The following is a 25678-nucleotide window of genomic DNA, read 5'->3' on the forward strand; positions in this document are numbered from 1 at the left end:
GCGGCCGCCCCTTCACGCTGCAAGCCCGATCCGGCGATCGGCGATCAGCGACCCATTGCGGCGATGATCCCGAAGATTTCACCCGTGAACTTGATCAGAAGCTCGGCAATCGCGGCACCGAATGCGGAGAGGCAAAGGAGCAAAACGATCAGTTTCGGTACAAGACTGAGGCTTTGTTCGCTGATCGAAGTCGCTGCCTGAATGATGCTGACGACCAACGAAACGATCATCATCGGCGTGAGGAGAACCACCATGATCAGGCCAATCACAACGAGCATCCGACCAGCCTCGTCCAGGAGGAGAGACTGGCCCACTGCGTTCACATCCCCGATGCCGGCGGCGCGAGCGTGCCCAGCCACGCAACCAGCGCAAGGATGACGACGATGCAGGCAGTCTCAACGCCCAGGCTCAGCCGCAGCGAAACCAATGCGCCGCGATGATCGTCACGCGCGATCGACTGTTCGAACGCCGGCGTCAGTCGGTACCGGTTGAGAGAGGCGAGCGCCAGCATGCCCACGAAAAGCGCAAGCTTCGCGAGGAGCAGGCGGCCGTAAAGGCTCGCGCCGAGCCCCCTGACCTGGTCCGGCCCAACAAGAAGCCAGCTGTTGACCAGACCCGTGACGACGACGACTGCGACGACAACCGTTCCGATACCGCCAAATCCGTGGAGCGCCCGGTGAGTCAGCCTGAGATGAGCGACATCGACGCGCTCGACCGGGCGCGCGAGTAACAGCAGTAAGCCGAAAAGTGCGCCGACCCAGGCCCCGGCTGCAACCAGATGGAGGATATCGGCGACCAGATGAATCCAGCCGGCAGCCCCCTCGTCCATGGCGCCGTGACCGGTCCATGCCAGCGTCGCGAGCGAAACGGCCGCCGCCGTCATGATCAGGCTTAGCGACCATGCTCTGTCGGCAACGGCCAGTGCCAAACCACCGGCGATCGCCAGTGCAGCCATGCGTACCACCCACGCCGTGCCGATTGCGCCGCCACCCAGGAGCGCGCCCACGGCGGTTCTATCGACGGGCCAGAACGGCGTCCCGGCCATGACCGACACCATCAGCAGCAGCGCGAAAGCTGACAACAGGAGACCGAAGACGGCGAAGCCCGTCAGCCATGGCCGCAGCGCGATCGCATCCTCGCGCTCGTCCGCGCGCAGCCCGTAAAGACTGAACGCCGAAAGGCCGAACAACGCCGCAAGCACAAGGTACAACGCAAAGCGAACGACGATGGTCGGCCCGTCGAACATTGGCTTACTTCACCGCAAATGCGAGATGCCCACTGACCTTGTGCGTGTCCGCCGACACCACGTTCCAGTCGATGGTGTAGCGGCCGCGCGGGAGCGGCGAACTCGGCGTGATGACGAGCGTCTTGCCATCGGGCGCGACAGTCGAACTGCTGGCCATCTTCATCGCCGCCATGCCAGGCATTGCGGCCATGCTGACATCAGCTTTCGAGAAGGCCGGCATCAACTTCTCACTGAATTCGAGCGTAATATTCTTAGGCGACGCCACCACGGCATCGGCCGGCGGGTTCGCCAATACGAGCTTGGGGTGCGCGTAGGCGGTTCCGCCGAGGAGGGCCATGGCGAGGGTAGCAGCGGTAACAATGAAACGGCGCATTGAGCGATTCTCCATTTTGTGAGGCTCATCTGATGTTACGCGGCGCGCGAGCTCATCCCTCACATCCTTTTTCGACACGGCAAGAGAGGCATCGCGCCGTGAGGGATGAAGCCGCCGAAGGCGTATCATTGTTTATCCGCACCGGAAGATCGCTGCAGGCGTCTTACTAACCGCCTTCGAGGGTCGGGTGCCGTCTTGGTCACGGAGCAACCCTGAATGTCTGTACAATCAACCGACCGCCGCTGGGACGGCCATCCGCAAAAAATGCTCGATTGCGCCGTGATCGGAGGCGGTCCAGCTGGGCTGACCGCCGCAATCTATCTATCGCGCTTCCTACGCAGCTGTGTGGTGATCGACGCGGGAGCGGGACGCGCTGCGTCCATCCCACGATCGCATAATCTTCCCGGCTTCCCGGACGGCTTGTCAGGCATCGAGTTGCTCGCCCGCTTGGAAACGCAACTTCGCGAATACGGCAGCGCCGTCCGAAAAGCGGAGGTCGATGAAATCACTTCATCGGGGCCGGGGTTCCTTATCAGCTGCGCCGGCGATGTCCTTCGATCGCGATCGGTCATTCTTGCGACAGGCGTCGTCAATCATAAGCCAGATATTTCGGAAACCATGCACGCGCTCGGCGTCTCGCAGGGCTTGATCCGCTATTGTCCGATCTGCGACGGCTACGAAGCGCGTCTGACGCCGATTGCGGTCCTGGGCGCGGATCGCCACGGCGCGGCGGAAGCCTTGTTCCTGCGCCAATATGGCGCTGCGGTCACCTTGCTTGCGCAACGCTCGCTCGATCTGGCGACCAGCGACCTTGAACGTCTGGAGAAGGCAGGCATCGAAGTCGTTGCGGAGCCGATCGCCGGTTTGCGACTGGCTGACGGCACGATCGAAGCTTCGTGGCATGGATTACCGGGGCGATCGTTCGGCACACTCTATCCAGCTCTCGGGTCAACGGCTCGGACCCACTTGGCTGCGGCGCTTGGCGCCAATATGAGCGATCAAGGATGCCTTCTGACCGATGGACACCAACAAACGTCGATATCTGGGCTTTACGCGATTGGTGACGTCGTCGAAGGGTTGGACCAGATTTGCGTAGCCACCGGCCATGCTGCAATCGCGGCGACGGCGATCCACAACGATCTGCTCGAGCGCGACTATCAAACATCTGCGGACGCGCCCACAGAACGCGAACGTTAGCGGCGGCATTGGGAGCGAGATCGACGGCAGCCTCGCGCCACGAGGAGACTTCCGGAGCAGTGCGTTTTCCGAATGTCGTCTGTGGATGGCTCCCGCGTTGCAAGCGTAAAGTGATGTTTTGACTGTTTGTCGGTTGCAGTCGTCTGTCCGGCCTACTTGTGCAGTCGGTGTAGACTGCTGGCCCTGATGGTGTCCGCGAACAAGGTCCGATCGGCTTTGCAGGCTATGACGCCTATGACATTCCTTGGGTTGTCCTTGCTCCCGGTCCGACCGGTTTTGCCATCACATCCTTTGCTCTCACAACCTCTTGAAGCTGATCTCCTCAGCCAAGCTCTCGATCTATGCTGCGGCCAGCATCGGTGCATGCCCTCGTTCGAAGGTGCCGCCCCGAGCCATGACCGCCCATGCGATCCGCGCCATTTTGTTGGCGATGGCGACCGAAGCGACGCGAGCAGGTTTTCGGGCGAGCAGTGCAACGAAGCGCGGATCGACCGTGCCGGGCTTCTCCTTGGCGTATCGAACCAGTGCGGTTGCGCCGACCACCAGAAGCTGCCGCAGGTATCTGTCGCCCATCTTCGTGATGCGCCCCAGGCGTTCCTTGCCCCCACTCGAACTCTGTCGCGGGGTCAGCCCCAGCCAGGCGGCGAACTGGCGCCCTGACGAGAACTGGCTTGGATCAGTCACCGACGCGGCGAGCGCGGTCGCGCCGATCGGCCCGATACCAGGGATCGTCGCCAGGCGGCGGGCCCTGTCGTCGCTCCGCTGCAGAGCGGCTAGACGCAGGTCAAGCTTGCGCAACTGGGCGTGAAGCTGGAGCAGTTGCGCAGCCAGCATGGCGACGACGTTCACCGCCTCGGTTGGCAGATCGAGCCCGGACTCGCCGTCGATGATCTCCCGTGCCATCTGCAGCGCCTTCACGATCCCGATCGGGATAGCGATGCCCATCTCGGCGAGCACGCTGCGCATCATGTTGACCAACTGCGTGCGCTGCTTGATCAACAGACTGCGCACGCGATGAAGCGACAACGCCGCCTGCTGCTCGCGCGACTTGATGGGCACGAACCGCATGGTCTGGCGTGTTACCGCCTCGCAAATAGCCTCGGCGTCGGCCGCGTCATTCTTGCCGCGCTTCACGTAGGCCTTCACATACATCGCGGGCATTAGCCGCACTTCGTGGCCCAGCTTGGCCAACTCGCGCGCCCAATGATGCGACGTCCCGCAAGCCTCGGCCCCAACCAGGCACGGCGGCAGCTTCTCGAAGAAGGGAAGCATCTGCGATCGCCGCAGCGTCTTGCGGACCACGACCTCGCCGGTCGCGCTGATGCCGTGAACCTGAAAAACGTTCTTGGCCAAATCGAGGCCGATCGTGCTAATCTCCATGGCGGATGGCTCCTTTGCTCGGGTTTGCCTGACAGCAACCCATCTTGGCACTCAGATGCCGTGAGCGGGAGCCATCCACCTCATCCGCTTGTGAGGGGTAAAGGTTGCCGCCGCGTAATCTGTTATAAGAGCGTTGGAGTGACGGAAATGGATGATCTTGACGCGCTGCTTCGGCAGCTTGCGCGGGTACCGGCGCCTCCCGGGCTCGCATCGATGGAAGACAGGGTATTCGCCCGGCTTAACGCCAGGACTGCCGCGCGCGCTGGGCTGGGCCTCAGCATCGGTACTGTCGCTGCAGCGCTGATCATGGGGGTCGCGGGAAGCGTTCCCGCATCGGCCAGCTTTGCGTCACCATTGGCGCCCCTGGGTCCGAGCTCGCCGCTTGCGCCGTCAACACTGCTCATGGGTGCGCCGTGAACCCCTCTTGGCGGACCACGGTCACGGTCGTGACCGCTTTTGGCGCGGCGCTGGGCGGTGTTTTCATCGGCCGCGAACTCTTACCCGCGGCGCCGAAACCAGGCGCCGAGCTCCACGAGGTTTTGCACCACCGACTGGCGCTAGACGGCAATCAGCAAGCGCGTCTCGAGGCGCTCGAACGGCGCTATGCGGTACAGCGCCGCGCGCTGGAGCTTGAGTTGCGGGCCGACAATGCCCGGCTTGCAGCGGCGATCGAGGCCGAGCATGGGAACGGCCCGCGTGTCGCAGCGGCCGTCGATCAGAGCCATGCCGCCATGGGCGAGCTGCAGAAAGCAACACTTTCGCATATTTTCGCAATGCGCCAGTTGCTGAAGCCCAATCAGACGACGCAATTCGACCAGGCGGTGGTGAAGGCGCTTACCGAAGATGCGCGGTGAGCCTCGACTGGACGGCGCTGTCTGACGGTGAGCTCGCCGTGCTCAGCCACGCCGGCCGCCAGCTTGCCTTCGCCGAAATCGTTCGCCGCTACGAGGAAGTCGTATTTCGTCTGGCGCGGGGCTGCTTGGGCAATGCCGACGATGCGCTTGATCTCACCCAGGAGACATTCATCTCGGCCCACCAGGCCTTGTCGCGCTACGACGAGGCGCGCTCGATGCGGATCTGGCTTTCCGCAATCGCGCTCAACAAGTGTCGTGATCTGGCGCGCAAGCAGAAGGTTCGCCGCTTTCTTTCCTTTGCCAGCCCGTTGACGGAAGAAGCCGAGGCGATCGCGGATGACCAGGTCGCAGTCGATGATGCCACCGCTGATCGCCAGGAACTCGACTGCGTGACACGCCTGATCGCGACGCTGCCGACGACGTTGAAGGAACCTCTCGTGCTGCGAACGATCGAGGGTCTGAGCCAGGCTGAAACCGCCGATGTCCTTGGTATCACCCAAAAGGCCGTCGAGACGCGCATTTATCGTGCGCGCGCGCGGCTAATGCGGCTAATGGAGAAGCTAGGCCGACCAGTTCAATAGGTCGGCGTGCTCGAGGTGAAAGCAGCGGCTTCCAGGTATTGACGAATGGACGACCGTCGATTCCGGGGTATTGAGCCGGGATGCAGCTTATATATGAATCGCTTGCACGCAATATCTTAGTTTTGTTTGATGCGATATTGGCAATTCGTGGCAAATCGAAGATCCTATATGCAAGCAAGATTAGATATAGAAGCGGCCGTTCGTGGCGCCGAGCTGTTCACGCCAACCCGGCGATATTTCTGACAATTGAAATAGTGCCGGGCGCACAATGCAAAGATTACTTCCATTGCAGCGTCATGGACAGCCCGAAACGGTGCCCCGATCACAAAGACGATCTTCATTCGCATTGTCGATCTTTGAAGCCGTGCGAGCGACCTCGCGAGCCTTCCGCAAACCAACGCGATCGCGCTGCACGTCAATGCCAGATTGTCGGTTTTCGCAATGTCGTCCCAAGCGCTCAGCGTCATTGCGCCTCTCAGGAGACCTGATCACAGGACGCGAAGAAATGAAGTTAAAACTACGTTGCGATGACTGGCCCAAGGCCCCATGATCGCTTTCGCAAACCGCGAAATCGCGACCGCCCTCTCCGCCTGCATCCATATTGCGCAATGTACCGAGCTCGGCGTCTGACGTTCGCTGATCCTTTTCAGCCGGCGTGCGTTTCCGCACACGCATATCTGTACTGATCATTGGACGATAGACACATAAGGGTGGTTGCCGCCGAAGCGCGCCGCGAGGGCGAATTGACAGTCGCTGCTCGACTTTTCCGGCAACAATCTGTTCGACCAAGAAACTTTTGATGAGGGAAGCGCGCGCGGGCCGCGTATCCTTATGAGAACGCCAAACGCTCGTCAGGCCAGAGAGACCATGCAGCATCCATACAGTCGACGTCAGTTCATGCGCGGCAGCGCCGTTGTCGGCGGCAGCCTTGCGCTGTCGAGCTATTTCCCCGCCTGGGCCCAACCGGTGTCGGCGGGTATAACCGCCCCGCTTCCGACCGTCTCGGGCAACGACATCACATTACGCATCGCCCGGCAGACAATGATGGTCGACGGGCGGTCGTCACCAGCGATCGGCATCAACGGCACGGTCCCGGCACCGCTCATCCGACTGCGCGAAGGGCAAAACGTCAAGCTCAACGTCATCAATGACCTTGCGGAGGACAGCTCGATCCACTGGCATGGACTGCTGGTCCCTCCCCAGTTCGATGGGGTGCCCGGCGTCTCGTTTCCGGGAATCAGGGGTCGTTCAAGTTATCTGTACGAGTTCCCGGTTCGGCAGAATGGCACCTACTGGTACCATAGCCATTCCGGTCTGCAGGAGCAGCTTGGCCACTATGGCCCGATCGTGATCGATCCGGCCGGCGAGGATCCGGTTAAATATGATCGCGAGCATGTGATCGTACTTTCCGACCATAGCCAGATTTCGCCTGAGGGTATTTTCAGGCGCATGAAGGTCGATCCGGGCCACTTCAATTTCCAGCGGCAGACATTGGCGGGCCTGCTCGCCGGGCGCGACCAGACGCTCAAGGATCGCGTCGACTGGGGCAAGATGCGTATGGACCCGACAGACGTTTCGGATGCGACCGGACCCGCTTACACCTATCTGGTCAACGGCCATGGCCCGTTCGACAACTGGACGGCGCTGTTCACGCCCGGCCAGCGAGTGCGGCTACGCGTTGTCAACGCCTCGGCGATGACAACCTTCAACGTCCGCATTCCCGGACTCAGGCTGACGATCGTCCAGGCCGATGGCCAGAACGTCATGCCGGTCGAGGTCGAGGAATTCCAGATTGGCGTCGCCGAAACCTATGACGCGATCGTCACCCCGACCGAGGACAAGGCATTCACCCTTGTCGGGGAGGCCGTCGACCGCTCGGGCATGGCGCGGGCGACGCTCGCGCCGCGTGCGGGCATGGCTGCAGAAGTTCCGCCGCTCAGGAAGCGGCCGCTTGCGACCATGAAGGACATGGGCATGGGCGACATGTCGATGGGCGGCATGCAGGGCATGGATATGTCAGGTGGCGGCATGGCGGGCATGGATATGTCCGGTGGTGCGATGCGCGGGGTCGATTCGACTGCCGAGAAGAATCCGTCGGCGAAACTCGCGACCACCGCGATCGCCGCGGGCGCCGCCGCCATGACCGGAATGGATCATGGCGCGATGCCGATGGACCATTCGGGCATGACTGCTGACGGAGGCGCCATGGCCGGGATGGATCACGGCGCGATGCCGGCGCAGTCGGGCAGCATGCCCGGGATGGACCATGGCTCGATGGATATGGGCTCCATGGATATGGGCTCGATGAAGATGCGCGACTTCTCCAAGGCGCCGCAGGTCAAAAAGGGCCCTGGCGTTCAGACCATCTCGCCGATGCCGATGGACCGGACCGGCGAGCCCGGCCAGGGGCTGGAGGACGTCGGCCACAAGGTTCTGACCTACCGCGACCTGATCTCCCTCGAACGCAACCCCGACGTGCGTGCACCGTCGCGCAGCATCGACATCCACCTGACCGGCAACATGGAACGCTTCATGTGGTCGTTCGATGGCGAGAAAATGTCCGACCACCATGAGCCGATCCCGTTCATCGAGGGCGAACGGGTGCGCGTGAACCTCATCAACGATAGCATGATGGGTCATCCGATCCACATTCATGGTCACTTTTTCGAGCTCGTGACCGGACATGGCGATCACGCGCCGCGCAAGCATACCGTGATCGTGCAGCCGGGCGGGAAAGTGACGTGGGACCTCACCGCCGATGCGGTCGGCGACTGGGCATTCCATTGTCACCTGCTCTACCACATGCACGCCGGGATGATGCGCGTCGTCAGCGTTCGGCCGAAGGGAGCGGCGGCATGATCCGGCTCGTCACCGCGCTCGCGGCCACATCTGCGCTCGCCGTTACAGTTACCGCACCCGCGCAGGGCCAGTCGATGCAGGGTATGCCCGGCATGTCGATGCCTGCGAAGAAACCGGCGCCCAAGAAGCCGGCGGCGACAAAGAAGCCCGCAGCGAAAAAAGCGGTTCCGATGAAACGAACCTCCGTGCGCAAACCAGCAACGGCTGCTCGTCAGCCGGCCGCAAAGACCAATGATCAGTCGATGAGCGACATGCCCGGAATGACCGGCATGGATTACGGCGCGATGAAAATGCCCGCCGCACCGGCGCAGTCGGGCACGATGGAAGGGATGGACCATGGCGCCATGCCCGGCATGCAATCGCAACCGGGAGCATCAACGATGCCCGGAATGAACATGCCGGCCGCCCAGGCTGGCCATGACATGTCGGCGATGCCCGGCTTGGCTCAAACGGGGACGAACCTGCCCGCAGGGACTGCCGCTGCGCCGCGGCCACCGATGGACCATTATGCGGAGAAGCTCTTTCCCGCTCCCGAAATGGCGGCGGCCCGCCGCGACATGATGCGGGAACAGGGCGGCCAGACCAATTATCAGGTCATGTTCAATCTTGCCGAATATCAGGCGCGGAAGGGACGCGATGGTTACCGTTGGGACGGCGAGGCCTGGATCGGCGGCGACATCAATCGCCTGTGGCTGAAATCTGAAGGTGAAGGCGCGTTCCGTCAAGGGGTCGAGGCGGCGGAGGTCCAAGCGCTCTACAGCCGGGCGATCGGACCCTATTTCAACCTGCAGGGCGGCATCCGCCACGACTTCAAGCCGGGCCGGCCGACGACCTACGCGACCATCGGCTTCGAGGGTCTGGCGCCCTATTGGTTCGAGGTCGAGGGTGCGCTGTTCCTCTCGGACAAGGGTGATCTGCTCGGCCGGCTGGAAGGCTATTATGATCAGCGCATCACACAGCGCGTGGTTCTGCAGCCGCGGGTCGAGCTCAATCTGGCCGCGCAGGATGTGCCCGAGACGCGCACGGGCGCGGGCCTGTCGAGCGCCGAATTGGGACTTAGGCTGCGCTACGAGATCACGCGGCAGTTCGCGCCCTATATCGGCATCTCCTACGCGGCGAAAACCGGGCAGACCGCCCGCTACGCGCGCGCTGACGGTGAGGATCCTACCGTTACGAGCTTGGTCGCCGGCGTTCGGCTCTGGTTCTAATATTCGTAGAAAGGGAGGAAATGATGGACCGCGCAAGAATGAGGCACCATTTTCCGAGCGTGGCCTTCGTCGTGATCGCGGCGATCGCGCTGATCATCGCGGCTGCGGGTTTCATATATTTCGGCGTTTATAATATTGCAGCCGACGATCCGCATACGCGACCCGTCTATTCCATGCTTGAGAGCCTGCGCGATCGATCGATCGCGGTGCATTCGCAGAACATCGCGGCGCCCGCAAACCTCTCCGATCCGAAGCGCATATCGTCCGGTGCCGCGCTCTACACGGAAATGTGCTCGGGCTGCCATCTGGGGCCGGGCGTCGAACGCAGCGAGATGAGCCAGGGTCTCTATCCTCAAGCGCCCGAGCTTGCCAAAACCACCGATCTGTCGCCTGCGGAGCAATTCTGGATCATCAAGCATGGCGTCAAGCTGAGCGCGATGCCGGCATGGGGCAAGACCCATCCCGATCCGTTGATCTGGAACATGGTGGCGTTCGTTCGCAAGCTGCCGGGCATGACCCCCGAGCAATACAAGACCCTGATCGCGAGCGCACCGGCCGAGCACGATGAGATGATGAAGGACATGGGCGGGATGAAGGGGATGGCAATGCCCGCAGCGCCGAATGGACATGACTGAGATCCGCGCGACACGCTCAGGCACCACTCTATGAGGAGCCCGCGCGCGAGGCTGCATCTGCTTGCCAGCCGCGCGCACAAATGGTTGGCCATCGTCGTCGGCGCGCAGCTTCTGCTCTGGTTCGCGAGCGGCGCGCTGATGAGCTTTTTGCCTATCGGCCGCGTCCACGGCGACCACCTCGTCGACCGCACCACGGGCATGCCGCTGAACCCGGGGATCGGGCTCGCCGCACCATCGGAATATTTGCGGTCTCTCGGAGAGCCGGTCCAGAGCATCACCATCCGGATGCTTGGAAGCAAACCAGTTGCGGAAGTGATGACGGCGAAAGGCGTCACGCTCGTCGACGCGGTCACCGCCTCACGTCTCCCGCCGCTCGATGCGCAAATTGCCGAGACGATTGCGCGCGACGCCTGGCGCGGACCGGACAGGCCCATAGCGAGCGTCACCCTCGTTTCCGACCCCGGCGCCGAGTACAGAGGTCCGCTCCCGGCGTGGCGGGTCGCTTTTGCGGATGCCGACGCGACACGGATTTTTATCCCGGCTTCGACCGGTCGCATCGCGGCGGTCCGCACCGGGACCTGGCGGCTCTACGATTTCTTCTGGGGGCTCCACATCATGGACTGGAAGAATCACGAGAATTTCAACACGCCTTGGCTCCTCAGTTTCGCGCTTGGCGGGATTGTCCTTTGGCTGGGCGGGGCCGTGCTTCTCTACATGCGCTGGCCTGTCCGGCGCCGCCGAGCGGTCTCGCGACCGACATAGCAACGTGCGGGGGCACAGGAGAAAGCAATGGAACAGATGGGAAAAAAGCAGGGCGTGATGAGCCCATATGCGAGCCTGGCCGTGCAGACGCTGGTCAGCGGCGTGATCATGTATCTCGTCATGTTCGTCATGATCGATGGGCTCGACAGCTTCTACAACAATCTCAACATGGTCTACATGACGCTGATGATGGTCGCACCGATGGTGGTGCTGATGATCCTCGCCATGAAGCATATGTTTCCCAATAAGGGCGCGAATGTCGCGATCCTGGCGATCTCTGCGATTGGGTTTCTTGGCTCGTTCGCCCTGATCAGAACCCAGACGACGATCGGTGATCGCGCCTTTCTGCGCTCGATGATCCCGCACCACTCGGGCGCCATTCTGATGTGCCAGCAGGCGTCGATCCGCGATCCCGAGATCAAGCAGCTGTGCGGCAATATCATCAGCTCGCAACGCCAGGAGATCGACCAGATGAAGGTGATCCTGCAGCGGATGTAGACAGCCGAACCGCAAGGCCGGTGGGGACCGCTGCCACCTCTCGGCGTTCGCGACTCGAACGTCTGACCGCGCGCGCCAGAAGGAACTCTTCGGTGCTGTCACCGGCTGCTCGGAACGCCGCCGATCTCATTTCGCTCCCGCACCATCGAGGGGCGCGAGGGCCTGACCAAATTTCGCGTGTTTCAGGCCCATTGCGAGGGTTCGGGCGTTCTGGCGCGTATCACCAAACAAGGAGGCCGACATGTCGAGAACGAGACTAGGGCTGATCGCGGGTGTGCTGGCCATGACCGCTGCCCCTGCGCTGGCCCAAACACCAGCCATGCAGCACGGCCAAGCCGGCATGCAGGGCATGGACCATTCCAAGATGATGATGAACGATCCGGGCAATCCCTATGGACCGGCTGAAATGGACATGCATCGCAAGATGATGTCGGCCAAGGGTTCGGATGCGGCGGAGACGTGGACGCGCAAGATGATCGAGCATCACCGCGGCGCGATCGCCATGTCGCGGATCGCTCAGCGTGACGCGAAGGATGCCGACACGCGCCAGATGGCGGCGATGACGGTCACCAAGCAGGAAAAGGACATTGCGGAGCTCCAGGATTGGCTTCGCAAGCACGGCAAGCGCCCGCAGTAGCGGTCGCCCGCCCCGCCCTGGTTTTCCCTGAGCACCCCTGTCAGGGCGGGGCAAATTTTCGGAGCACATCATATGAAGCAAACTGTCCATGCCTGCCTCGCCCTCGTCCTTTTTGCGTCGCCGGTCGCGGCATCGGCGGCGTCCGCGATCGCGATGCATCGCGATCCTGGATGCGGCTGCTGCGAAAAGTGGGCCGCGCAGATCCGTCGAGAACTCGGTCGGCCTGTGCGCACATTGGACGACCCCAACCGATCTGCCTTTCAGGCGAAGCTGGGAGTTCCTGCTGATCTGGCTTCCTGTCACACGGCGGTGATCGACGGCGTGGTTGTCGAAGGGCACGTGCCGGCCGCCGATATCAAACGCGTTCTCGCGGAGAAGCCGCGCGGGATTCGTGGACTGGCGGTCGGTGGGATGCCGCTCGGGTCGCCGGGGATGGAAATGCCTGGCATGAGGGCGCAACGCTACGACGTGATCGCATTCGGCGCGGGCGGACGTCGGGCGTATGCCCGCCATGGCTAAGACTGCACGATTTCCGCAAACATGGATCGCTTCAACGGCGCGCGACAAGGATTTGCGCCGTGCGTCGTGGTTCCGATATACTTGGCTCGAACGCAAGGGTGGCTTCAAAAGGCAATAAATGCTAGAAGATTCGGTGCACATTGACCCCCATCCTGCCACCATCCTCGGGGTGGGGGACCAGAATTGCGTGTCGCACAACTTCGGCATTCGCGCACCTACGAGGGCCGGTGCCACAGAAGGGAGGCGGTTGCAGGTGATGCGCTTGCATTGACTCACGACTTCAATCGTCCGACATTGATCAGGTGCTGAAAAGCCGTCTCGCCTTTATGCTCCTCGTGGGCGCGTTGTGCGGTCTCTTCGGACTGCAGGCGGCCTACGCGATTGGCCCGATCGCGTCGCCGACGGTGATGGCCGCCGCTCATGCAACCCCTATGGGGGCCGACTGCGTCGACATGGCCATGCAGCAGCAGGGGCAAAAACAACCACCCTGCAAAGGGCTGACGCTCGATTGTGTAGCTCAAATGGGCTGCGTCGTGCCGATGACCGTCGAAAACGCGGCTCCCGCTGTCGATCGCGACCGCTTGCCTGGCGAACCGGAATTCTGGCCCGCCGTGATTGTCCTGGCGGGTGGCACGATCAGCCCCGAACCACACCCCCCGTCAAGCCTCATCTGATTGCCCTCGCCTGTGGGTGCGCCGCGTCATGACCGCTCGCACCGCAGCGCTGACGTCACATCACTAGAGGATATTATCATGATCACTCTGCTTGTTGCGGTCGCGCTTGCGGCCGCTCCCCAATCGTCTTCCTCCGAAGCGGCTCCCGTGTCAAAAGCCGCATCTTCCGGTCACTATGAATGGCGCCCTGGTCCCGATTTTGGATCGAAGTCGACTGGACCCGCGATGCGACGGGTCTGGGTGCCTGACCGCAAACAGCCTGCTTGTGACTGCACAATGATGAAGGTCGATCCGACAACCTGCATGCATAAGTCGTCCGTCGACCGCCCGGATGGCGGCCCACGTTGATCACCTGGAAGCAAGGCGACGCGGCAATTCGGCGCTTCGAGCAACACTGCTGAAAATGTCGGTCGCCCTGCCCGGCTTGCTACGGAAGAATTCTATGAGACATGCAGTGCTCGCGTCGCTTGTCGCGACGTGTCCGGTGGCCATTTCGGCGCAACCGCTCACCTTCAATGCGGCGCTCCAGCACGCGCGCGCAAATGCCCCGGTGCTTGTCGCGAAAGCGCGCAGAATGGACGCCGCGCGCGCCGCGCGCGGCGCCGCCGGTGCGCTGCCCGATCCAACGCTCGGGGTCGGTCTAGACAGTTTTCCCATTTCCGGGCCGCTGGCATTTCAGCCGAACCGGGACAATTTCACCTGGGTAAAGGTCGAGGCATCGCAGGCCATTCCCAATTTGGCGAAACGTCATGCCGAACAGGCGCGGGCAGATGCCGACATCAGGGCAGTCGAAGCCGACGCGGCGGCTAGCGCGCGCGACGTCGCGGTTTCCGCCGGTGTTGCCTGGGTCGATCTGGCCTACGCCGAACGCCGGGTCGCCGCGATCGATCAAGTCCTTCGTCGGCTGGAAGCGATCGTTCATACCACGCCCAGCGCCGTCGCTTCCGGAAGCGCGCGACCGGCCCAAACCGTGGCTGGCGACGAGGCAGTCGCAAAAATGCAGGACCGGCGCAGCGAGCTGGTTGCAGGTGTCGCCAAGGCGCGGGCGGCGCTGACGCGCTGGACCGGCGATCCTGAGCCCGAGATCGCAGGCGCGGTTCCGGACTTCCCGATCCGCGCAGCTGCTTTTGAAAGCGCGATCGACCGTCATCCAACGATCAAGATGGCCGCTGCCAGGGAAGGTCAGGCCGAGGCGGATGTGCGTGTGGCTGAGTCCAAACGCCGCGCTGATTTCGGTGTTAACCTCGCCTATCAGCGTCGCGATCCACGCTTTGGCGATTATGTCTCGGCCGGGGTGACGATCGGCTTGCCCATCTTCACTCGCCACCGCCAGAATGCGCAGATCGCGGCAAGACAGGCCGATGCTTCGGCAGCCCTGGCCGAACAGGCAGAGCTTCGTCGGGCGCTCGCGGCCGCACTCGCCTCCGATCTTGCGGACCACATGATGCATCACGAACAATGGATGCGCGCTCGGGACACGCTTCAGCCGCTTGCCGAGAAGCGCGTGCGCCTCGAAACGGCCAGCTTCGCGGCCGGGCGCGCGAACCTGATCGACATCGTCGATGCGCACTCGGCTCTTGCCGACGCCGTTCTGACCACCCTCGACCGCGAGGCTGCCGTCTTGCGCGACAGCGTCCGGATCAACCTCACCTACGGGGACGACAGCCAATGACACTCGATCGCACGCAGCGTGCCTGTGCCGGCGCCGCGCTTGCCGCTGTTGCCCTGATCGCCGGCGCGTCCGGCTATTATTTTGCCGGACCGCGCCAGCCCGCGCCAGCCGATTCGGCGGCGCAAGGGGGGCGCAAGGTCCTCTATTATTATGACCCGATGGTGCCGGGGGAGCATTACGACAGTCCGGAATCGCTCTCCTCGATGGGGATGAAGACCTTCAAGCCCAAATATGCCGACGAAGGTAGCGATGGCGCGCCGGGCATAACCGTCAATCCCAAAGCTGCGCAGAATTTGGGCGTGAGAACTGCCGTCGCAAAAGCCGGCACGCTGGCGGGCGCGCTCGACGTGACCGGCACGATCGGCTTCAATCAACGCGACGTCGCCATCATCCAGGCGCGCGCTGCCGGATTCGTCCAGCGCGTTTACGACCGCGCGCCGGGCGACGTGATCGGCGCGGGCGCCCCGATCGCCGATCTTCTCGTTCCGGAATGGGGCGGCGCGCAAGTCGAATATGAGGCCGTGCGCCGTACCGGCGACAAGGCTTTGATCGCGGCCGCTGGTCGGCGTCTGCGGCTGATCGGCATTCCGGGCGGGAGTTCGCGCGGCCGCGGGCTGACCACGGTGCGCAGTCCGATCGGCGGCGTCATCCAAACGCTCGACGCACGGGCCGGAGTCACGCTCGCCGCCGGGCAGACGCTCGCACAGGTCAACGGCCTCGGCACGGTGTGGCTGAACGCCGCGGTGCCGGAGGTCCGAACCAGCGATGTCAAAGTCGGGCAGTCGGCGGCCGCGGTGCTGGCGGCCTTTCCCGGCGAACGCTTCGCTGGGCGGGTCGTCGCCATCTTGCCGACCGCGCAAACCGAGAGCCGGACACTGACCGTCAGGGTCGAACTGCGCAATTCCGGAGGGCGACTCCGCCCAGGGATGTTCGCGACGGTTCATTTGGGCGGTACAGCGCAGACGGCATTGCTCGTCCCGAGCGAAGCGGTCATCCGCACCGGGAAGCGCACGCTCGTCATGCTCGCGGAACCCAAAGGACGCTATCGGCCCGCGGAAGTGCAGGTCGGGCGTGACGCGGGCGGACAGACCGAAATCCTGGCAGGGCTGCGGGAGGGGGAACGCATTGTCTCGTCCGGTCAGTTCCTGATCGATTCCGAAGCCAGCCTTACCGGCATCGATGCGCGTCCGATCGCGGGCGACGCCAAATGATCGCGCGTATCATCCAAGCGTCGGTAAAGGCCCGCTTCCTCGTCCTCCTGGCCGCCGCCCTGCTCATCGCCATCGGGATCGGTGCGGTCAGAACGACACCGGTCGATGCGTTGCCGGACCTGTCGGACGTCCAGGTCATCGTTCGCACGACCTATCCCGGGCAAGCGCCGCGCATCGTCGAGGATCAGGTCACCTATCCCATCGCGACTACCATGCTGTCCGTGCCGGGCGCGCGCGTGGTGCGCGGCTACTCCTTCGAGGGCGATAGCTTCGTCTATATTCTGTTCGAGGACGGCACCGACCTCTATTGGGCGCGCAGCCGCGTGCTCGAATATCTGAGCCAGGTGCAGAACCGCTTGCCGGAAGGGGCCAAGGCATCGCTTGGCCCCGACGCGACCGGCGTCGGCTGGGTTTATGAATATGCGCTCGTCGACAGGACGGGACGGCACGACCTCGCCGAACTGCGGAGCATTCAGGACTGGTTCCTGCGCTACGAGCTCAAGACCATTCCGGGTATCGCCGAAGTCGCGAGCATCGGCGGGATGGTCAAGCAGTATCAGGTGCTGCTCGATCCTCAGAAACTTGCCTCCTACGGGGTGACGCAGGAGCAGGTCACCGAGGCGTTGAAACGCGCCAATCAGGAGACTGGCGGCGCCGTGCTCGAAATGGCGGAAGCGGAATATATCGTTCGCGCCTCGGGCTATCTCAAGACGCTCGACGATTTCCGCAGCGTGCCTCTGAAGACCGTCGCAGGCGGCATTCCCGTCCGCCTGGGCGACGTCGCGACGATCCAGCTCGGCCCCGAGATGCGTCGCGGCGTTGCCGAGCTCAACGGCGAGGGCGAGGTTGCCGGCGGCGTCATCGTGATGCGCCAGGGCAAGAATGCCCGCGAGGTGATCGACGGCGTGCGCACCAAGCTCGCCGAGCTGAAGAAGAGCCTGCCGCCGGGTGTTGAGGTCGTCACGACCTATGATCGCTCCGGCCTGATTGACCGCGCCGTCGAAAACCTGACGAGCAAGCTGATCGAGGAGTTCATCGTCGTCGCGATCGTGTGCGCACTGTTCCTGTGGCACGTTCGATCAGCGCTGGTCGCGATCCTGACCTTGCCGCTCGGCATCCTGTTTGCGCTGATCGTCATGCGCGTGCAGGGCGTGAACGCCAACATCATGTCGCTGAGCGGCATTGCGATCGCGATCGGCGCGATGGTCGATGGTGCGATCGTCATGATCGAGAATGCGCACAAACATATCGAGCATTGGGAACGCGATCGGCCGGGCGAGGAGCTGAAAGGACCTGAGCGGTGGCGCGTCATCACCGCGGCGGCGGCCGAGGTCGGCCCGGCGCTTTTCCTCAGCCTCCTGATTATCGCGCTGTCGTTCGTGCCCGTGTTTTCGCTCCAGGGGCAGGAAGGCCGCCTGTTCGCGCCGCTGGCCTTCACCAAGACCTATGCGATGGCGGGCGCGGCGATCCTCTCGATCACGCTGATCCCCGTATTGATGGGGTTCCTCATCCGCGGCAAGATTCCGCTTGAGGAATCCAATCCGATCAACCGCTGGTTGACGCGCATCTATAGGCCGGCGCTCGACCGGGCGATGAGCCGGCCCAAACAGGTCTTGCTGATTGCGGGGCTGGTCTTCGCAACGAGCCTCTGGCCGATCAGCCAGCTCGGTGGCGAATTCATCCCGCAGATGAGCGAAGGCGATCTGCTCTACATGCCGTCGGCGCTGCCGGGTCTGTCGGCCGCCAAGGCGGCGCAGCTGCTCCAGCAGACCGATCGCCTGATCAAGACCGTCCCCGAAGTCGAGAGCGTGTTCGGCAAGGCGGGGCGCGCTGACACGGCGACCGATCCCGCGCCGCTCGAGATGTTCGAGACCACGATCCGTTTCAAGCCGAAGACCGAGTGGCGCCCTGGCATGACGCAGGACAAGCTGATCGACGAACTCGACAAGGCCGTCAAAGTCCCCGGGCTCGCCAATTTCTGGATACCGCCGATCCGCAACCGCATCGACATGCTGTCGACCGGCATCAAGAGCCCGATCGGTATCAAGGTCGCGGGGTCGAATCTGGCCGAGATTGACCAGGTCGCGCGACGGATCGAAATAGTCGCAAAGACTGTCCCCGGGGTCAGCTCCGCGCTCGCCGAACGCCTGACTGGCGGCCGTTATATCGACGTCTTGATCGATCGCGCTGCGGCATCACGCTACGGCATGAATATCGCGGACGTGCAGTCGGTCGTGTCGGGCGCGATCGGCGGCGAGACGATCGGCCAGACGGTCGAGGGCCTCGCGCGGTATCCGATCAGCATGCGCTACCCGCGAGAATTGCGCGACAGCCTCGACGATCTGCGCAATCTGCCGGTCGTAACCCCCTCGCTCCAGCAGATCACGCTTGGCACCGTCGCCGATATTCGTGTCAACGAAGGGCCGCCGATGCTGCGCAGCGAGAATGGTCGGCCGGTGACGTGGATATACGTCGATGGCCGAGGGCGGGCGCTCACGGAAATCGTCGGTGACCTGCAGCGCGCAGTGGCCGCAAAGGTCAAGCTCACGCCCGGCGTCAGTGTCACCTACACTGGCCAGTTCGAGTTCCTCCAGCGCGCGACCGAGCGGCTCAAGATCGTCGTTCCGGCGACTCTGCTTATCATCTTCCTGCTGCTCTACGCGACCTTCAGACGCCTCGATGAGGCGGCGTTGATCATGGGCACCCTCCCCTTCGCGCTCACGGGCGGACTGTGGCTGCTCTATCTGCTCGGTTACAATCAGTCGGTCGCGACCGGCGTCGGGTTCATCGCGCTGGCGGGCGTGTCGGCCGAGTTTGGCGTGGTCATGCTCATCTACCTCAAACATGCCCTTGCCGAGCGCGGACCGACACCGGACACAGAACAGATCGAGGCGGCGGTGCGCGAGGGCGCGCTCCTCAGGGTGCGACCCAAGGCGATGACGGTGGCAGTCATCCTGGCGGGCCTGTTTCCGCTCTTGATCGGTACCGGAGCTGGCTCCGAGGTGATGAGCCGCATCGCCGCGCCGATGATCGGCGGCATGCTGACCGCACCGCTGCTGTCGATGTTGGTCATTCCGGCCGCCTATCTGCTACTGCGACGCCGCCACGCGCGTCGCGCGGCTAGATCAACCGGAGACGTGGCGGAATCGTGAAAGCACCGCGCCTGTTCCTTGCGCATTGGCTGCCGCCGGCGGGGATACGCCAGCCGACCACGACCGACCCGGGAGCACACGTCGAGCGTTGTCTCTGCCAACCTCGCTTTTCGAGGGATGAATGCCTGCGGGACGTATTGGTGAATGAGGGCGGACGAGGCGCCCATCCCGCTGGAACGACGGCGATGAGGTGATCGATGCCCACTGAACATGCCACGCCGCCTTCTGTCCATCAGCCCCGGGAACTCGTGCTGGTCACCGGCGCGAGCGGCTTCATCGGTGCGGCCGTCGTCCGCCGCCTTGGTGAGCGGTACGAAGTGGTCGGCTTGGATCGAGCTGGTCCCCCCGACCCGCCAGCGCCGGCGACTGCCGTGGACATCGATCTCGCGTCCGAGCAAGGGGTGCGCGCGGCACTCGAAACGGTGCGTGAAAAGTTTGGCAGTCGCATCGCGTCGGTCGTTCACCTCGCCGCCTATTACGACGTCACCGGCGAACCGAACCCTCGTTACAACGAGATCACGGTCGAGGGCACCCTCCGGCTGATCGGCGCACTACAGGAATTCGAGGTCGGGCAATTCATCTTTGCCAGCACGATGCTCGTCCACCGAGCGACCGACAGTCCTGACGAGCGCATCACTGAAGAGTCGCCGATCGACCCGAGCTGGCCCTACCCCGAATCCAAGGTGCGTACCGAAGCGATACTTCGCGAGCGTCATGGGAACATCCCGGTCGTCTTTCTGAGGATTGCCGGTGTCTATGAGGACGAAGGCCATCAACCCTTCATTGCGCAGCAGATCGCCCGGATCTATGAGCACCGGCTGACCGCGCACCTTTATCCGGGCATGCTCTGCGCTGGTCAGTCCTTCGTCCATCTCGACGATCTGACCGACGCGATAGCGCGGCTGGTCGACCGGAGGGGTGGGCTGCCGCCCGCGTTGCCGCTCCTCATCGGCGAGCCGGAAGCGCTTGGCTATGCAGAAGTCCAGGACATCATCGGCCGTGCGCTGCACGGGGAGCGCTGGGAGACGCTTCGGATTCCACAGCCGGTCGCCAAGGCAGGCGCCTGGGTGCAGGACAAGCTTCTGGGCGAAGACAGCGAGATCAAGCCGTGGATGGTCGAGGCGAGCAACGACCATTATGTCCTCGATATCAGCCGCGCGCGACAGCTTCTCGATTGGCAGCCAGCGCATCAACTCGGCACGGCGCTCCCGAAGATGGTGGCGGCGCTTAAGCGGGATCCCGCGGCCTGGTATGCCGCCAACAAGCTCAATCCTTCGCTGGTCGCGTGGTATGGCCAGCGGCCGGGGCCTCTGGGGGGGCATGACCATCGAGCGAAACGTGGAGGCGATGCCGCCAGCGAAGATCGGAACCCGGACAAAGCGGGTAGCCCTGATCGTCACGACCACAACATGGCTGCGGCACTCGGCGATCTTTCGATGGACGGCGACCACATGGCGGCGATGGACGCGGATGGTCGCAAGACGCGCTGGGCCCATTACGCCAATATCGGGCTGGGCGCGTGGCTGGCGGCGAGTCCGCTCGTCTATGACGCCGCAACGAGCAACACGGTCGCGGCCTCGGTGCGCGCGGTGACGCTCGACCGTGGCCTGGCGCCAATCGAATGGCGAGCCGATCTGCTCATGGCGAGCGACATCGCAAGCGGGACGCTGTTGGTCCTGTTCGGCCTGCTTTCGCTGTCCAAGCGGACCGCCTGGTTCGGGCAATGGGCGGCGTGCTTTGTCGGAATATGGCTGCTTTTCGCGCCGTTGCTTTTCTGGAGCCCGAGCGCGGCGCAATATCAAAACGACCTGCTCGTCGGCACACTCGCTATCGCTTTCTCCGTCCTCGTGCCGATGATGCCGGGGATGAGCATGGCGGGGATGATGGACCCCAAATCGATCCCGCCGGGATGGACTTACGGTCCGTCCACGGGTGCGCAGCGGCTTCCGATCGCGATCCTGGGACTGATCGGACTGCTGATTTCGCGCATGCTGACCGCCTATCAGCTCGGCCATGTTGATGGCGTCTGGGAGCCCTTCTTTTCAGGTTCACTCACCGATCCCCGCAACGGCACCGAGGAAATCATTACCTCGGATGTCTCCAAGGCCTGGCCGATCCCCGATGCCGGACTTGGCGCGGTCAGCTACACGTTTGAAATTCTGATGGCGGTCATGGGAACGCGCGACCGCTGGCGCACGATGCCGTGGATGGTCGCGTTCTTCGGCATCCTCGTGATCCCGTTAGGGGTCGTTTCGATCTACTTTATTATCATTCAACCGATCGTGATCGGAACATGGAGCACGCCAGCGCTGATCGCCGGTCTCGCTATGCTGGTGATGATCCCCTTTGCGCTGGATGAGGTGATCGCCATGGGGCAGTTCCTGCAATGGGCGCGCTGCCAGGGCAAACCGCTCATCGCCACCTTCTTTCATGGCGATGCCGTCGAAAAGGGCGAGGTGGACTCCTCCGACGCACTCGCCAGTCCTGCCGCTTTCTGGAACGATGCGACCCGCGGCATCACGCTGCCGTGGCAATTGGCGGCGAGCATGGCTCTGGGCGCGTCGCTGATGCTGACGCGCCTCACCTTCGGCACGATCGGGGCGATGGCCAACAGCGATCACGTCGCTGGCGCGTTGGTCATTACGATATCGATCATTGCGACCGCGGAGGTGGCGCGCGCACTCCGCTTTCTCAACATTGTCGTCGGCGTCTGGATCGTTTCCGCGCCGCTGTTTCTGACCGGGGCAAGCTTTGCGGCGACGCTGAGCGGCATAGCGATCGGGTTCGTGATCATCGCGCTGAACCTTCAGCGCGGCAAACGCAGCAGCGAGCATTACGCCGGCTGGGACAGGTACATTGTTTGACCCGGTTCGCATCACGGTCCGGATGATTGTCGCCGCCCATGTGAGGCGGTTTTGATGAGGAACCGGCCCTCGCTGCCCGAATGGGTGTGGGCCGCGGTGAACGTCGTGTTTGTGATCATCGCCGGCCTCTTGTTCTTCTCGATCGACGACCCCGTACTGGGTACGCTCGCGTTAGCTGCTACGCTGATCGCCGGCGAATTGACCGCCCGTCTTGCATCACATTGGGTCAGGCAGCGCACTGAGGATGATCGCTGACGTGCATGGGGACAGCCGGCGTGGGTTAACGGCGAGAATAGCGGAGCCTATTCGGCCGGCGAGAAATTTGACGGGCGCACGCCCTTGCGCCGATTGCTGGCGAAACCGGCGATGATCGCGATCAGCATCAGCAGCTGCGCCGCCACCGACTGCCTGGTCGGAAAGAGGCCCAGCATGGAGAACCGAGGCACATTCGCAAGCGGCGAGATGTCGAAGATGCCTGCCTCCTGGAGTGCTGCAACGCCCTTGCCCGCGAGAATGACCGTCAGTGCTGCCATCAGCCATGCACTGTAGCGAAAGAACTGTGCGATCGGCAGCGTTCTGCTGTAGCGAAGCATGGCCCAGGCGATCACCGCGAGCAGCAGCACGGCCGACCCTGCGCCAGCGAGCAGCACGGGCCCGTTGCCCTGCGTCCAGAGTGCGGCGTAGAACAATATCGTCTCGAAAACCTCGCGATAGACAACCACGAAGGCTAGTCCGAACAGGAACCAACCGGATCCACCTGTGAGCGCCCGCGCCATCTTCTCCCGGATATAGCGTTGCCACTGATCGGCTTGCGCCTTGCCGTGCATCCATATCCCGACGGACAGCAGAACGATCGCCGCGAGCAGTGATCCGAACCCTTCCGTCAGCTCGCGGCTCGCGCCGCTGATCCCGATAGCATAGGTGGCGACCGCCCAGGTAATCCCGCCCGCGAGGAGTGCGCCGATCCACCCGCCATGAACATAGCGTAGCGCATCACCACGCTCGGCCTTGCGAAGGAAGGCGATCATGGCGACGACGATGAGCAGCGCTTCCAGCCCTTCGCGTAGCAGGATCGTAAAAGCACCCACGAAAGTGGAGGCCCTTGTTGCCGTATCGGGCGCGAGCGCGGCTTCCGCTTCGTCGAAAAGCCCGTCGAGCACCGTTACCTTTTCGGCGAGATCATCGGGCGCGGCGCCGCGATCAATCGCAGCGCGATACTCGCCCATCTTGCTTTCGATACGACCCATGACCGTCGCGTCGCGGGCGGTGAGTGTCGGTTCGATCGGCTCGAACCCGTCAAGATAGGCGGACAGTGCCAGCTTTTTCGCCGTACGCCAGTCGCCACGCCGGGCAGCGGCGACGCTTTCGCCTAGCTTGGTCCGCGCTACCGCCAGCGAGCCAGGAGCCTGTTGCATGACCTGGTCGGGCTGACGGCGCAGAAACGCGAGCACCGCATCTGCCTTGGCCTCGCCAATAGCCGCTCCAAGGGCGGCTGGGGTGATCGTGGCTAAAGTTTTAAGATCCGGAATGCGCTGGCGAAGCGCCGCGTCCGCCCTCCACAGCCGTTCCCCTTTACGCGCCTGTGCGTCGCTGAACGCAAAGCTTCCGGCGCGGAACGCGACCGCCCAACGCTCATCAGTTGGCAGATCGGCGAAGCTCTGCATCGCGGTTCCATCGATCCCCTGTGTGACCGCTTGGTAGAGCGCGAACACGCTGCGCTGGCGCGCGCGTGCCGCATCAGTAAACGCGATTGGAGGGGTTGAGAGCTTGGCCGCGTCAGGGCCATGCCCGTTGCCTGTCATCCCGTGGCAGGCCGAGCAGGTTTGTTTGAACAAGGCTGCTCCCCCGGCGATGTTCGGGATCTTGTCGGGCGCAAGCGGCACCGGATAGGCGACAAGCAGATCGGCCGCAAGACGGTGAGCGAGCGTTGTAACGCCTCCCGGCGCGCTCTTTCGGGCAATCATAGCTTGGAGGTTGGCGGCCCCTTCGATGAGCGCCTTGCGCTCTGCCATAGCCGGCAGATTGCGGAGACGACCCGAAACCGAGGCTGCGAACTCGGTCATCTCGGCATATTCGGACGCATTCTTAATGCGGCCGTGCTCGACCGCGCCGCTGTAGTCGACCGCCACATAGTCAAGCAGCCGCCATGCGGTTTGCACCTCATCGTGGTCGGCTGTATGGGCCGCGTGAAGAGCTTCAGGTATCGCGACGAGGAAGAGCAATGCGATTAGTGTCTGACGCAGGGACCGCAGTAAGAAACCGGACGTCCCGATCGCGCCGGAAGGCGCGAAATAGGCAGCCGCACCGTGTGCGCCGATAGTCAGTTCGGTCATCTCGCCTCGTACATTTGCCGCATTAACAAAAAATATTGATTGCGATCAACTCGCATTAGCGCGAATCGGCACGATTACCAGCAAGTGTTGTCGCGGAGCGCAGACCAACGCGCAGGCGGAGCGGCGATTTCGTATGCCACCGCCGAAGAAACGCCTCCTGTCTCTGGCCTCCCCGCGCCGTGGACAGCCACAGCAACCGCAACACTATCTCGTACGGCGCACTCAAAATAGGAAAGACAAAGCTGCGGCAATCAGCCCCGACGCCAACAAAAATGAACATACCAATCTATGTTCGCGACGTTTATTGGCGACATTCTGGATTCGTATGACGGTATCACCCGCGGAGCGCTCTTCGTTGTACCGTGATTTTCCGAAAATTCGGTCGGCGTCTTTTGAACTCAGCCCGAAAAACGCCATTGCGTCTGTCAGATGTGGATCCCGCAATCCATTCAAACGAAGAATAGGATCAAGATAAGCTATTTCTATGGCAGTTCCGCTCGTCAATAGCGTCTTTTGCTCCGCGAGCGTGAGGCACCACGTCGGCGGCAGCAAACGTAGCATCTCGGTCGGACGGCGATTGAGCAATTCGATCCAGCGAGCGAGTCGCTGCTGCTTGCTTAGTGTTCGCGACAGCGCTGACCAATTCCGTTTGACGCGGCGAATCGGAAATAACTGAGTCAACTGCATTACGCAGCCGCCCTGCGAACGCTTTGCCATTAGAACCCGCCACCAAAGATCGCCTTCAACATTTCGCGGTCCTGCCTTATAGCGCGATCTTCGAAACGGCAGGCGTCTTCAGGTTCAAATGCGCGCGCATAGCCGGTCCCAGGTCAGCGACGGATTGTCCCCGTACACCCCGACTGCAGGCTGACTGGATGATTAAAACGGTGTCATCAGCAGCAGCAGCCTTTTTCGGTTGGTCAAGCTATTGGATTGGAGGCTTCAGAGGCGGAATCCAGTTCCGCAGCCGAAGATCGCGGATGTTCTATCGCCGTCGGAAGGGAAACACTCATCTTTCGCCTC

The 25678-nt window shown here is 62.9% G+C and carries 22 protein-coding genes; 16 read left to right on the forward strand and 6 right to left on the reverse strand.

The window, feature by feature from the left end; all coding sequences use genetic code 11:
- Positions 1–44: 44 nt before the first annotated feature.
- Genes ACIQCS_RS12995 through copC form a run of 3 tightly spaced genes read right to left on the reverse strand, consistent with a single transcriptional unit; the run spans position 45 to position 1619 of the window.
- Entirely contained in the window at positions 45–278 is a 234-nt protein-coding gene (locus ACIQCS_RS12995) for a flagellar biosynthetic protein FliQ (protein WP_286772070.1), read from the reverse strand.
- A 41-nt stretch (positions 279–319) separates the two neighbouring features.
- A complete protein-coding gene (gene copD / locus ACIQCS_RS13000; protein ID WP_286772071.1) occupies positions 320–1246 on the reverse strand; it encodes a copper homeostasis membrane protein CopD in 927 nt (308 codons plus the stop codon).
- A 4-nt stretch (positions 1247–1250) separates the two neighbouring features.
- Positions 1251–1619, reverse strand: coding sequence for a copper homeostasis periplasmic binding protein CopC (gene copC, locus ACIQCS_RS13005; RefSeq protein WP_125619097.1), 369 nt, complete (start codon positions 1617–1619; stop codon positions 1251–1253).
- Between the two features lie 216 nt (positions 1620–1835).
- Here copC and ACIQCS_RS13010 point away from each other — a divergent pair, with 216 nt between their 5' ends.
- Entirely contained in the window at positions 1836–2816 is a 981-nt protein-coding gene (locus ACIQCS_RS13010) for an NAD(P)/FAD-dependent oxidoreductase (RefSeq protein ID WP_286772072.1), read from the forward strand.
- A 339-nt stretch (positions 2817–3155) separates the two neighbouring features.
- Here the strand turns inward: ACIQCS_RS13010 and ACIQCS_RS13015 are convergent, their stop codons facing one another.
- Positions 3156–4196, reverse strand: a complete 1041-nt coding sequence (locus ACIQCS_RS13015) for an IS110 family transposase (RefSeq protein ID WP_286772073.1) — start codon at positions 4194–4196, stop codon at positions 3156–3158.
- A 446-nt stretch (positions 4197–4642) separates the two neighbouring features.
- On the opposite strand from ACIQCS_RS13015, the gene ACIQCS_RS13020 reads away from it, so the two are divergent.
- From ACIQCS_RS13020 to ACIQCS_RS13090, 15 genes are all read left to right on the forward strand, one after another.
- Complete coding sequence (locus ACIQCS_RS13020; RefSeq protein ID WP_286772074.1) at positions 4643–5050, forward strand: periplasmic heavy metal sensor; 408 nt, start codon at positions 4643–4645, stop codon at positions 5048–5050.
- Entirely contained in the window at positions 5047–5631 is a 585-nt protein-coding gene (locus ACIQCS_RS13025) for an RNA polymerase sigma factor (protein WP_286772075.1), read from the forward strand. Before ACIQCS_RS13020 ends, ACIQCS_RS13025 begins: the two co-directional genes overlap by 4 nt.
- 867 nt (positions 5632–6498) lie before the next feature.
- Positions 6499–8490 (forward strand): copper resistance system multicopper oxidase, encoded by a 1992-nt coding sequence (locus ACIQCS_RS13030; protein ID WP_286772076.1) that lies wholly within the window; start codon positions 6499–6501, stop codon positions 8488–8490.
- On the forward strand, positions 8487–9698 hold the full coding sequence (locus tag ACIQCS_RS13035; RefSeq protein ID WP_286772077.1) for a copper resistance protein B: 1212 nt from the start codon (positions 8487–8489) through the stop codon (positions 9696–9698). Before ACIQCS_RS13030 ends, ACIQCS_RS13035 begins: the two co-directional genes overlap by 4 nt.
- Positions 9699–9721: 23 nt before the next feature.
- The gene (locus ACIQCS_RS13040; protein WP_286772078.1) at positions 9722–10333 is read left to right on the forward strand and encodes a cytochrome c; all 612 of its coding nucleotides are present in this window, start codon (positions 9722–9724) and stop codon (positions 10331–10333) included.
- 30 nt (positions 10334–10363) lie between these two features.
- The gene (locus tag ACIQCS_RS13045) at positions 10364–11095 is read left to right on the forward strand and encodes a hypothetical protein (RefSeq protein ID WP_401531065.1); all 732 of its coding nucleotides are present in this window, start codon (positions 10364–10366) and stop codon (positions 11093–11095) included.
- Positions 11096–11122: 27 nt separating this feature from the next.
- A complete protein-coding gene (locus ACIQCS_RS13050; RefSeq protein ID WP_401531068.1) occupies positions 11123–11593 on the forward strand; it encodes a DUF305 domain-containing protein in 471 nt (156 codons plus the stop codon).
- A gap of 241 nt (positions 11594–11834) precedes the next feature.
- Positions 11835–12230, forward strand: coding sequence for a DUF305 domain-containing protein (locus tag ACIQCS_RS13055; protein WP_294044093.1), 396 nt, complete (start codon positions 11835–11837; stop codon positions 12228–12230).
- Positions 12231–12302: 72 nt separating this feature from the next.
- On the forward strand, positions 12303–12749 hold the full coding sequence (locus tag ACIQCS_RS13060) for a DUF411 domain-containing protein (protein ID WP_286772141.1): 447 nt from the start codon (positions 12303–12305) through the stop codon (positions 12747–12749).
- A 302-nt stretch (positions 12750–13051) separates the two neighbouring features.
- Positions 13052–13423, forward strand: a complete 372-nt coding sequence (locus ACIQCS_RS13065; protein ID WP_286772142.1) for a hypothetical protein — start codon at positions 13052–13054, stop codon at positions 13421–13423.
- A gap of 454 nt (positions 13424–13877) precedes the next feature.
- The gene (locus ACIQCS_RS13070) at positions 13878–15095 is read left to right on the forward strand and encodes a TolC family protein (RefSeq protein ID WP_401531072.1); all 1218 of its coding nucleotides are present in this window, start codon (positions 13878–13880) and stop codon (positions 15093–15095) included.
- Positions 15092–16306 (forward strand): efflux RND transporter periplasmic adaptor subunit, encoded by a 1215-nt coding sequence (locus ACIQCS_RS13075; protein WP_286772144.1) that lies wholly within the window; start codon positions 15092–15094, stop codon positions 16304–16306. Before ACIQCS_RS13070 ends, ACIQCS_RS13075 begins: the two co-directional genes overlap by 4 nt.
- Entirely contained in the window at positions 16303–19458 is a 3156-nt protein-coding gene (locus tag ACIQCS_RS13080; protein WP_401531074.1) for an efflux RND transporter permease subunit, read from the forward strand. The genes ACIQCS_RS13075 and ACIQCS_RS13080 overlap by 4 nt, the downstream gene beginning before the upstream one ends.
- A gap of 197 nt (positions 19459–19655) precedes the next feature.
- The gene (locus ACIQCS_RS13085) at positions 19656–22322 is read left to right on the forward strand and encodes an NAD-dependent epimerase/dehydratase family protein (RefSeq protein WP_401531076.1); all 2667 of its coding nucleotides are present in this window, start codon (positions 19656–19658) and stop codon (positions 22320–22322) included.
- Between the two features lie 54 nt (positions 22323–22376).
- Complete coding sequence (locus tag ACIQCS_RS13090) at positions 22377–22577, forward strand: hypothetical protein (RefSeq protein ID WP_286772147.1); 201 nt, start codon at positions 22377–22379, stop codon at positions 22575–22577.
- Positions 22578–22624: 47 nt separating this feature from the next.
- On the opposite strand, the gene ACIQCS_RS13095 is transcribed toward ACIQCS_RS13090, so the two are convergent.
- Both ACIQCS_RS13095 and ACIQCS_RS13100 read right to left on the reverse strand, forming a co-directional pair.
- On the reverse strand, positions 22625–24655 hold the full coding sequence (locus tag ACIQCS_RS13095; RefSeq protein WP_401531078.1) for a cytochrome c/FTR1 family iron permease: 2031 nt from the start codon (positions 24653–24655) through the stop codon (positions 22625–22627).
- Positions 24656–24877: 222 nt separating this feature from the next.
- Positions 24878–25372, reverse strand: coding sequence for a hypothetical protein (locus ACIQCS_RS13100; protein WP_286772149.1), 495 nt, complete (start codon positions 25370–25372; stop codon positions 24878–24880).
- Positions 25373–25678: the final 306 nt, after the last annotated feature.

Origin of the sequence: Sphingomonas sp. NPDC092440 (genome assembly GCF_044754985.1) — a bacterium.
Lineage (GTDB): Bacteria > Pseudomonadota > Alphaproteobacteria > Sphingomonadales > Sphingomonadaceae > Sphingomonas.

Excerpts from the sequence above, each read along its gene's own strand:
- ACIQCS_RS12995 (WP_286772070.1), bottom strand. The coding sequence starts at position 278 with ATGCTCGTTGTGATTGGCCTGATCATGGTGGTTCTCCTCACGCCGATG.
- copD (WP_286772071.1), bottom strand. The coding sequence starts at position 1,246 with ATGTTCGACGGGCCGACCATCGTCGTTCGCTTTGCGTTGTACCTTGTG.
- copC (WP_125619097.1), bottom strand. The coding sequence starts at position 1,619 with ATGCGCCGTTTCATTGTTACCGCTGCTACCCTCGCCATGGCCCTCCTC.
- ACIQCS_RS13010 (WP_286772072.1), top strand. The coding sequence starts at position 1,836 with ATGTCTGTACAATCAACCGACCGCCGCTGGGACGGCCATCCGCAAAAA.
- ACIQCS_RS13015 (WP_286772073.1), bottom strand. The coding sequence starts at position 4,196 with ATGGAGATTAGCACGATCGGCCTCGATTTGGCCAAGAACGTTTTTCAG.
- ACIQCS_RS13030 (WP_286772076.1), top strand. The coding sequence starts at position 6,499 with ATGCAGCATCCATACAGTCGACGTCAGTTCATGCGCGGCAGCGCCGTT.
- ACIQCS_RS13035 (WP_286772077.1), top strand. The coding sequence starts at position 8,487 with ATGATCCGGCTCGTCACCGCGCTCGCGGCCACATCTGCGCTCGCCGTT.
- ACIQCS_RS13040 (WP_286772078.1), top strand. The coding sequence starts at position 9,722 with ATGGACCGCGCAAGAATGAGGCACCATTTTCCGAGCGTGGCCTTCGTC.
- ACIQCS_RS13045 (WP_401531065.1), top strand. The coding sequence starts at position 10,364 with ATGAGGAGCCCGCGCGCGAGGCTGCATCTGCTTGCCAGCCGCGCGCAC.
- ACIQCS_RS13050 (WP_401531068.1), top strand. The coding sequence starts at position 11,123 with ATGGAACAGATGGGAAAAAAGCAGGGCGTGATGAGCCCATATGCGAGC.
- ACIQCS_RS13055 (WP_294044093.1), top strand. The coding sequence starts at position 11,835 with ATGTCGAGAACGAGACTAGGGCTGATCGCGGGTGTGCTGGCCATGACC.
- ACIQCS_RS13060 (WP_286772141.1), top strand. The coding sequence starts at position 12,303 with ATGAAGCAAACTGTCCATGCCTGCCTCGCCCTCGTCCTTTTTGCGTCG.
- ACIQCS_RS13075 (WP_286772144.1), top strand. The coding sequence starts at position 15,092 with ATGACACTCGATCGCACGCAGCGTGCCTGTGCCGGCGCCGCGCTTGCC.
- ACIQCS_RS13080 (WP_401531074.1), top strand. The coding sequence starts at position 16,303 with ATGATCGCGCGTATCATCCAAGCGTCGGTAAAGGCCCGCTTCCTCGTC.
- ACIQCS_RS13085 (WP_401531076.1), top strand. The coding sequence starts at position 19,656 with ATGCCCACTGAACATGCCACGCCGCCTTCTGTCCATCAGCCCCGGGAA.
- ACIQCS_RS13090 (WP_286772147.1), top strand. The coding sequence starts at position 22,377 with ATGAGGAACCGGCCCTCGCTGCCCGAATGGGTGTGGGCCGCGGTGAAC.
- ACIQCS_RS13095 (WP_401531078.1), bottom strand. The coding sequence starts at position 24,655 with ATGACCGAACTGACTATCGGCGCACACGGTGCGGCTGCCTATTTCGCG.
- ACIQCS_RS13100 (WP_286772149.1), bottom strand. The coding sequence starts at position 25,372 with ATGGCAAAGCGTTCGCAGGGCGGCTGCGTAATGCAGTTGACTCAGTTA.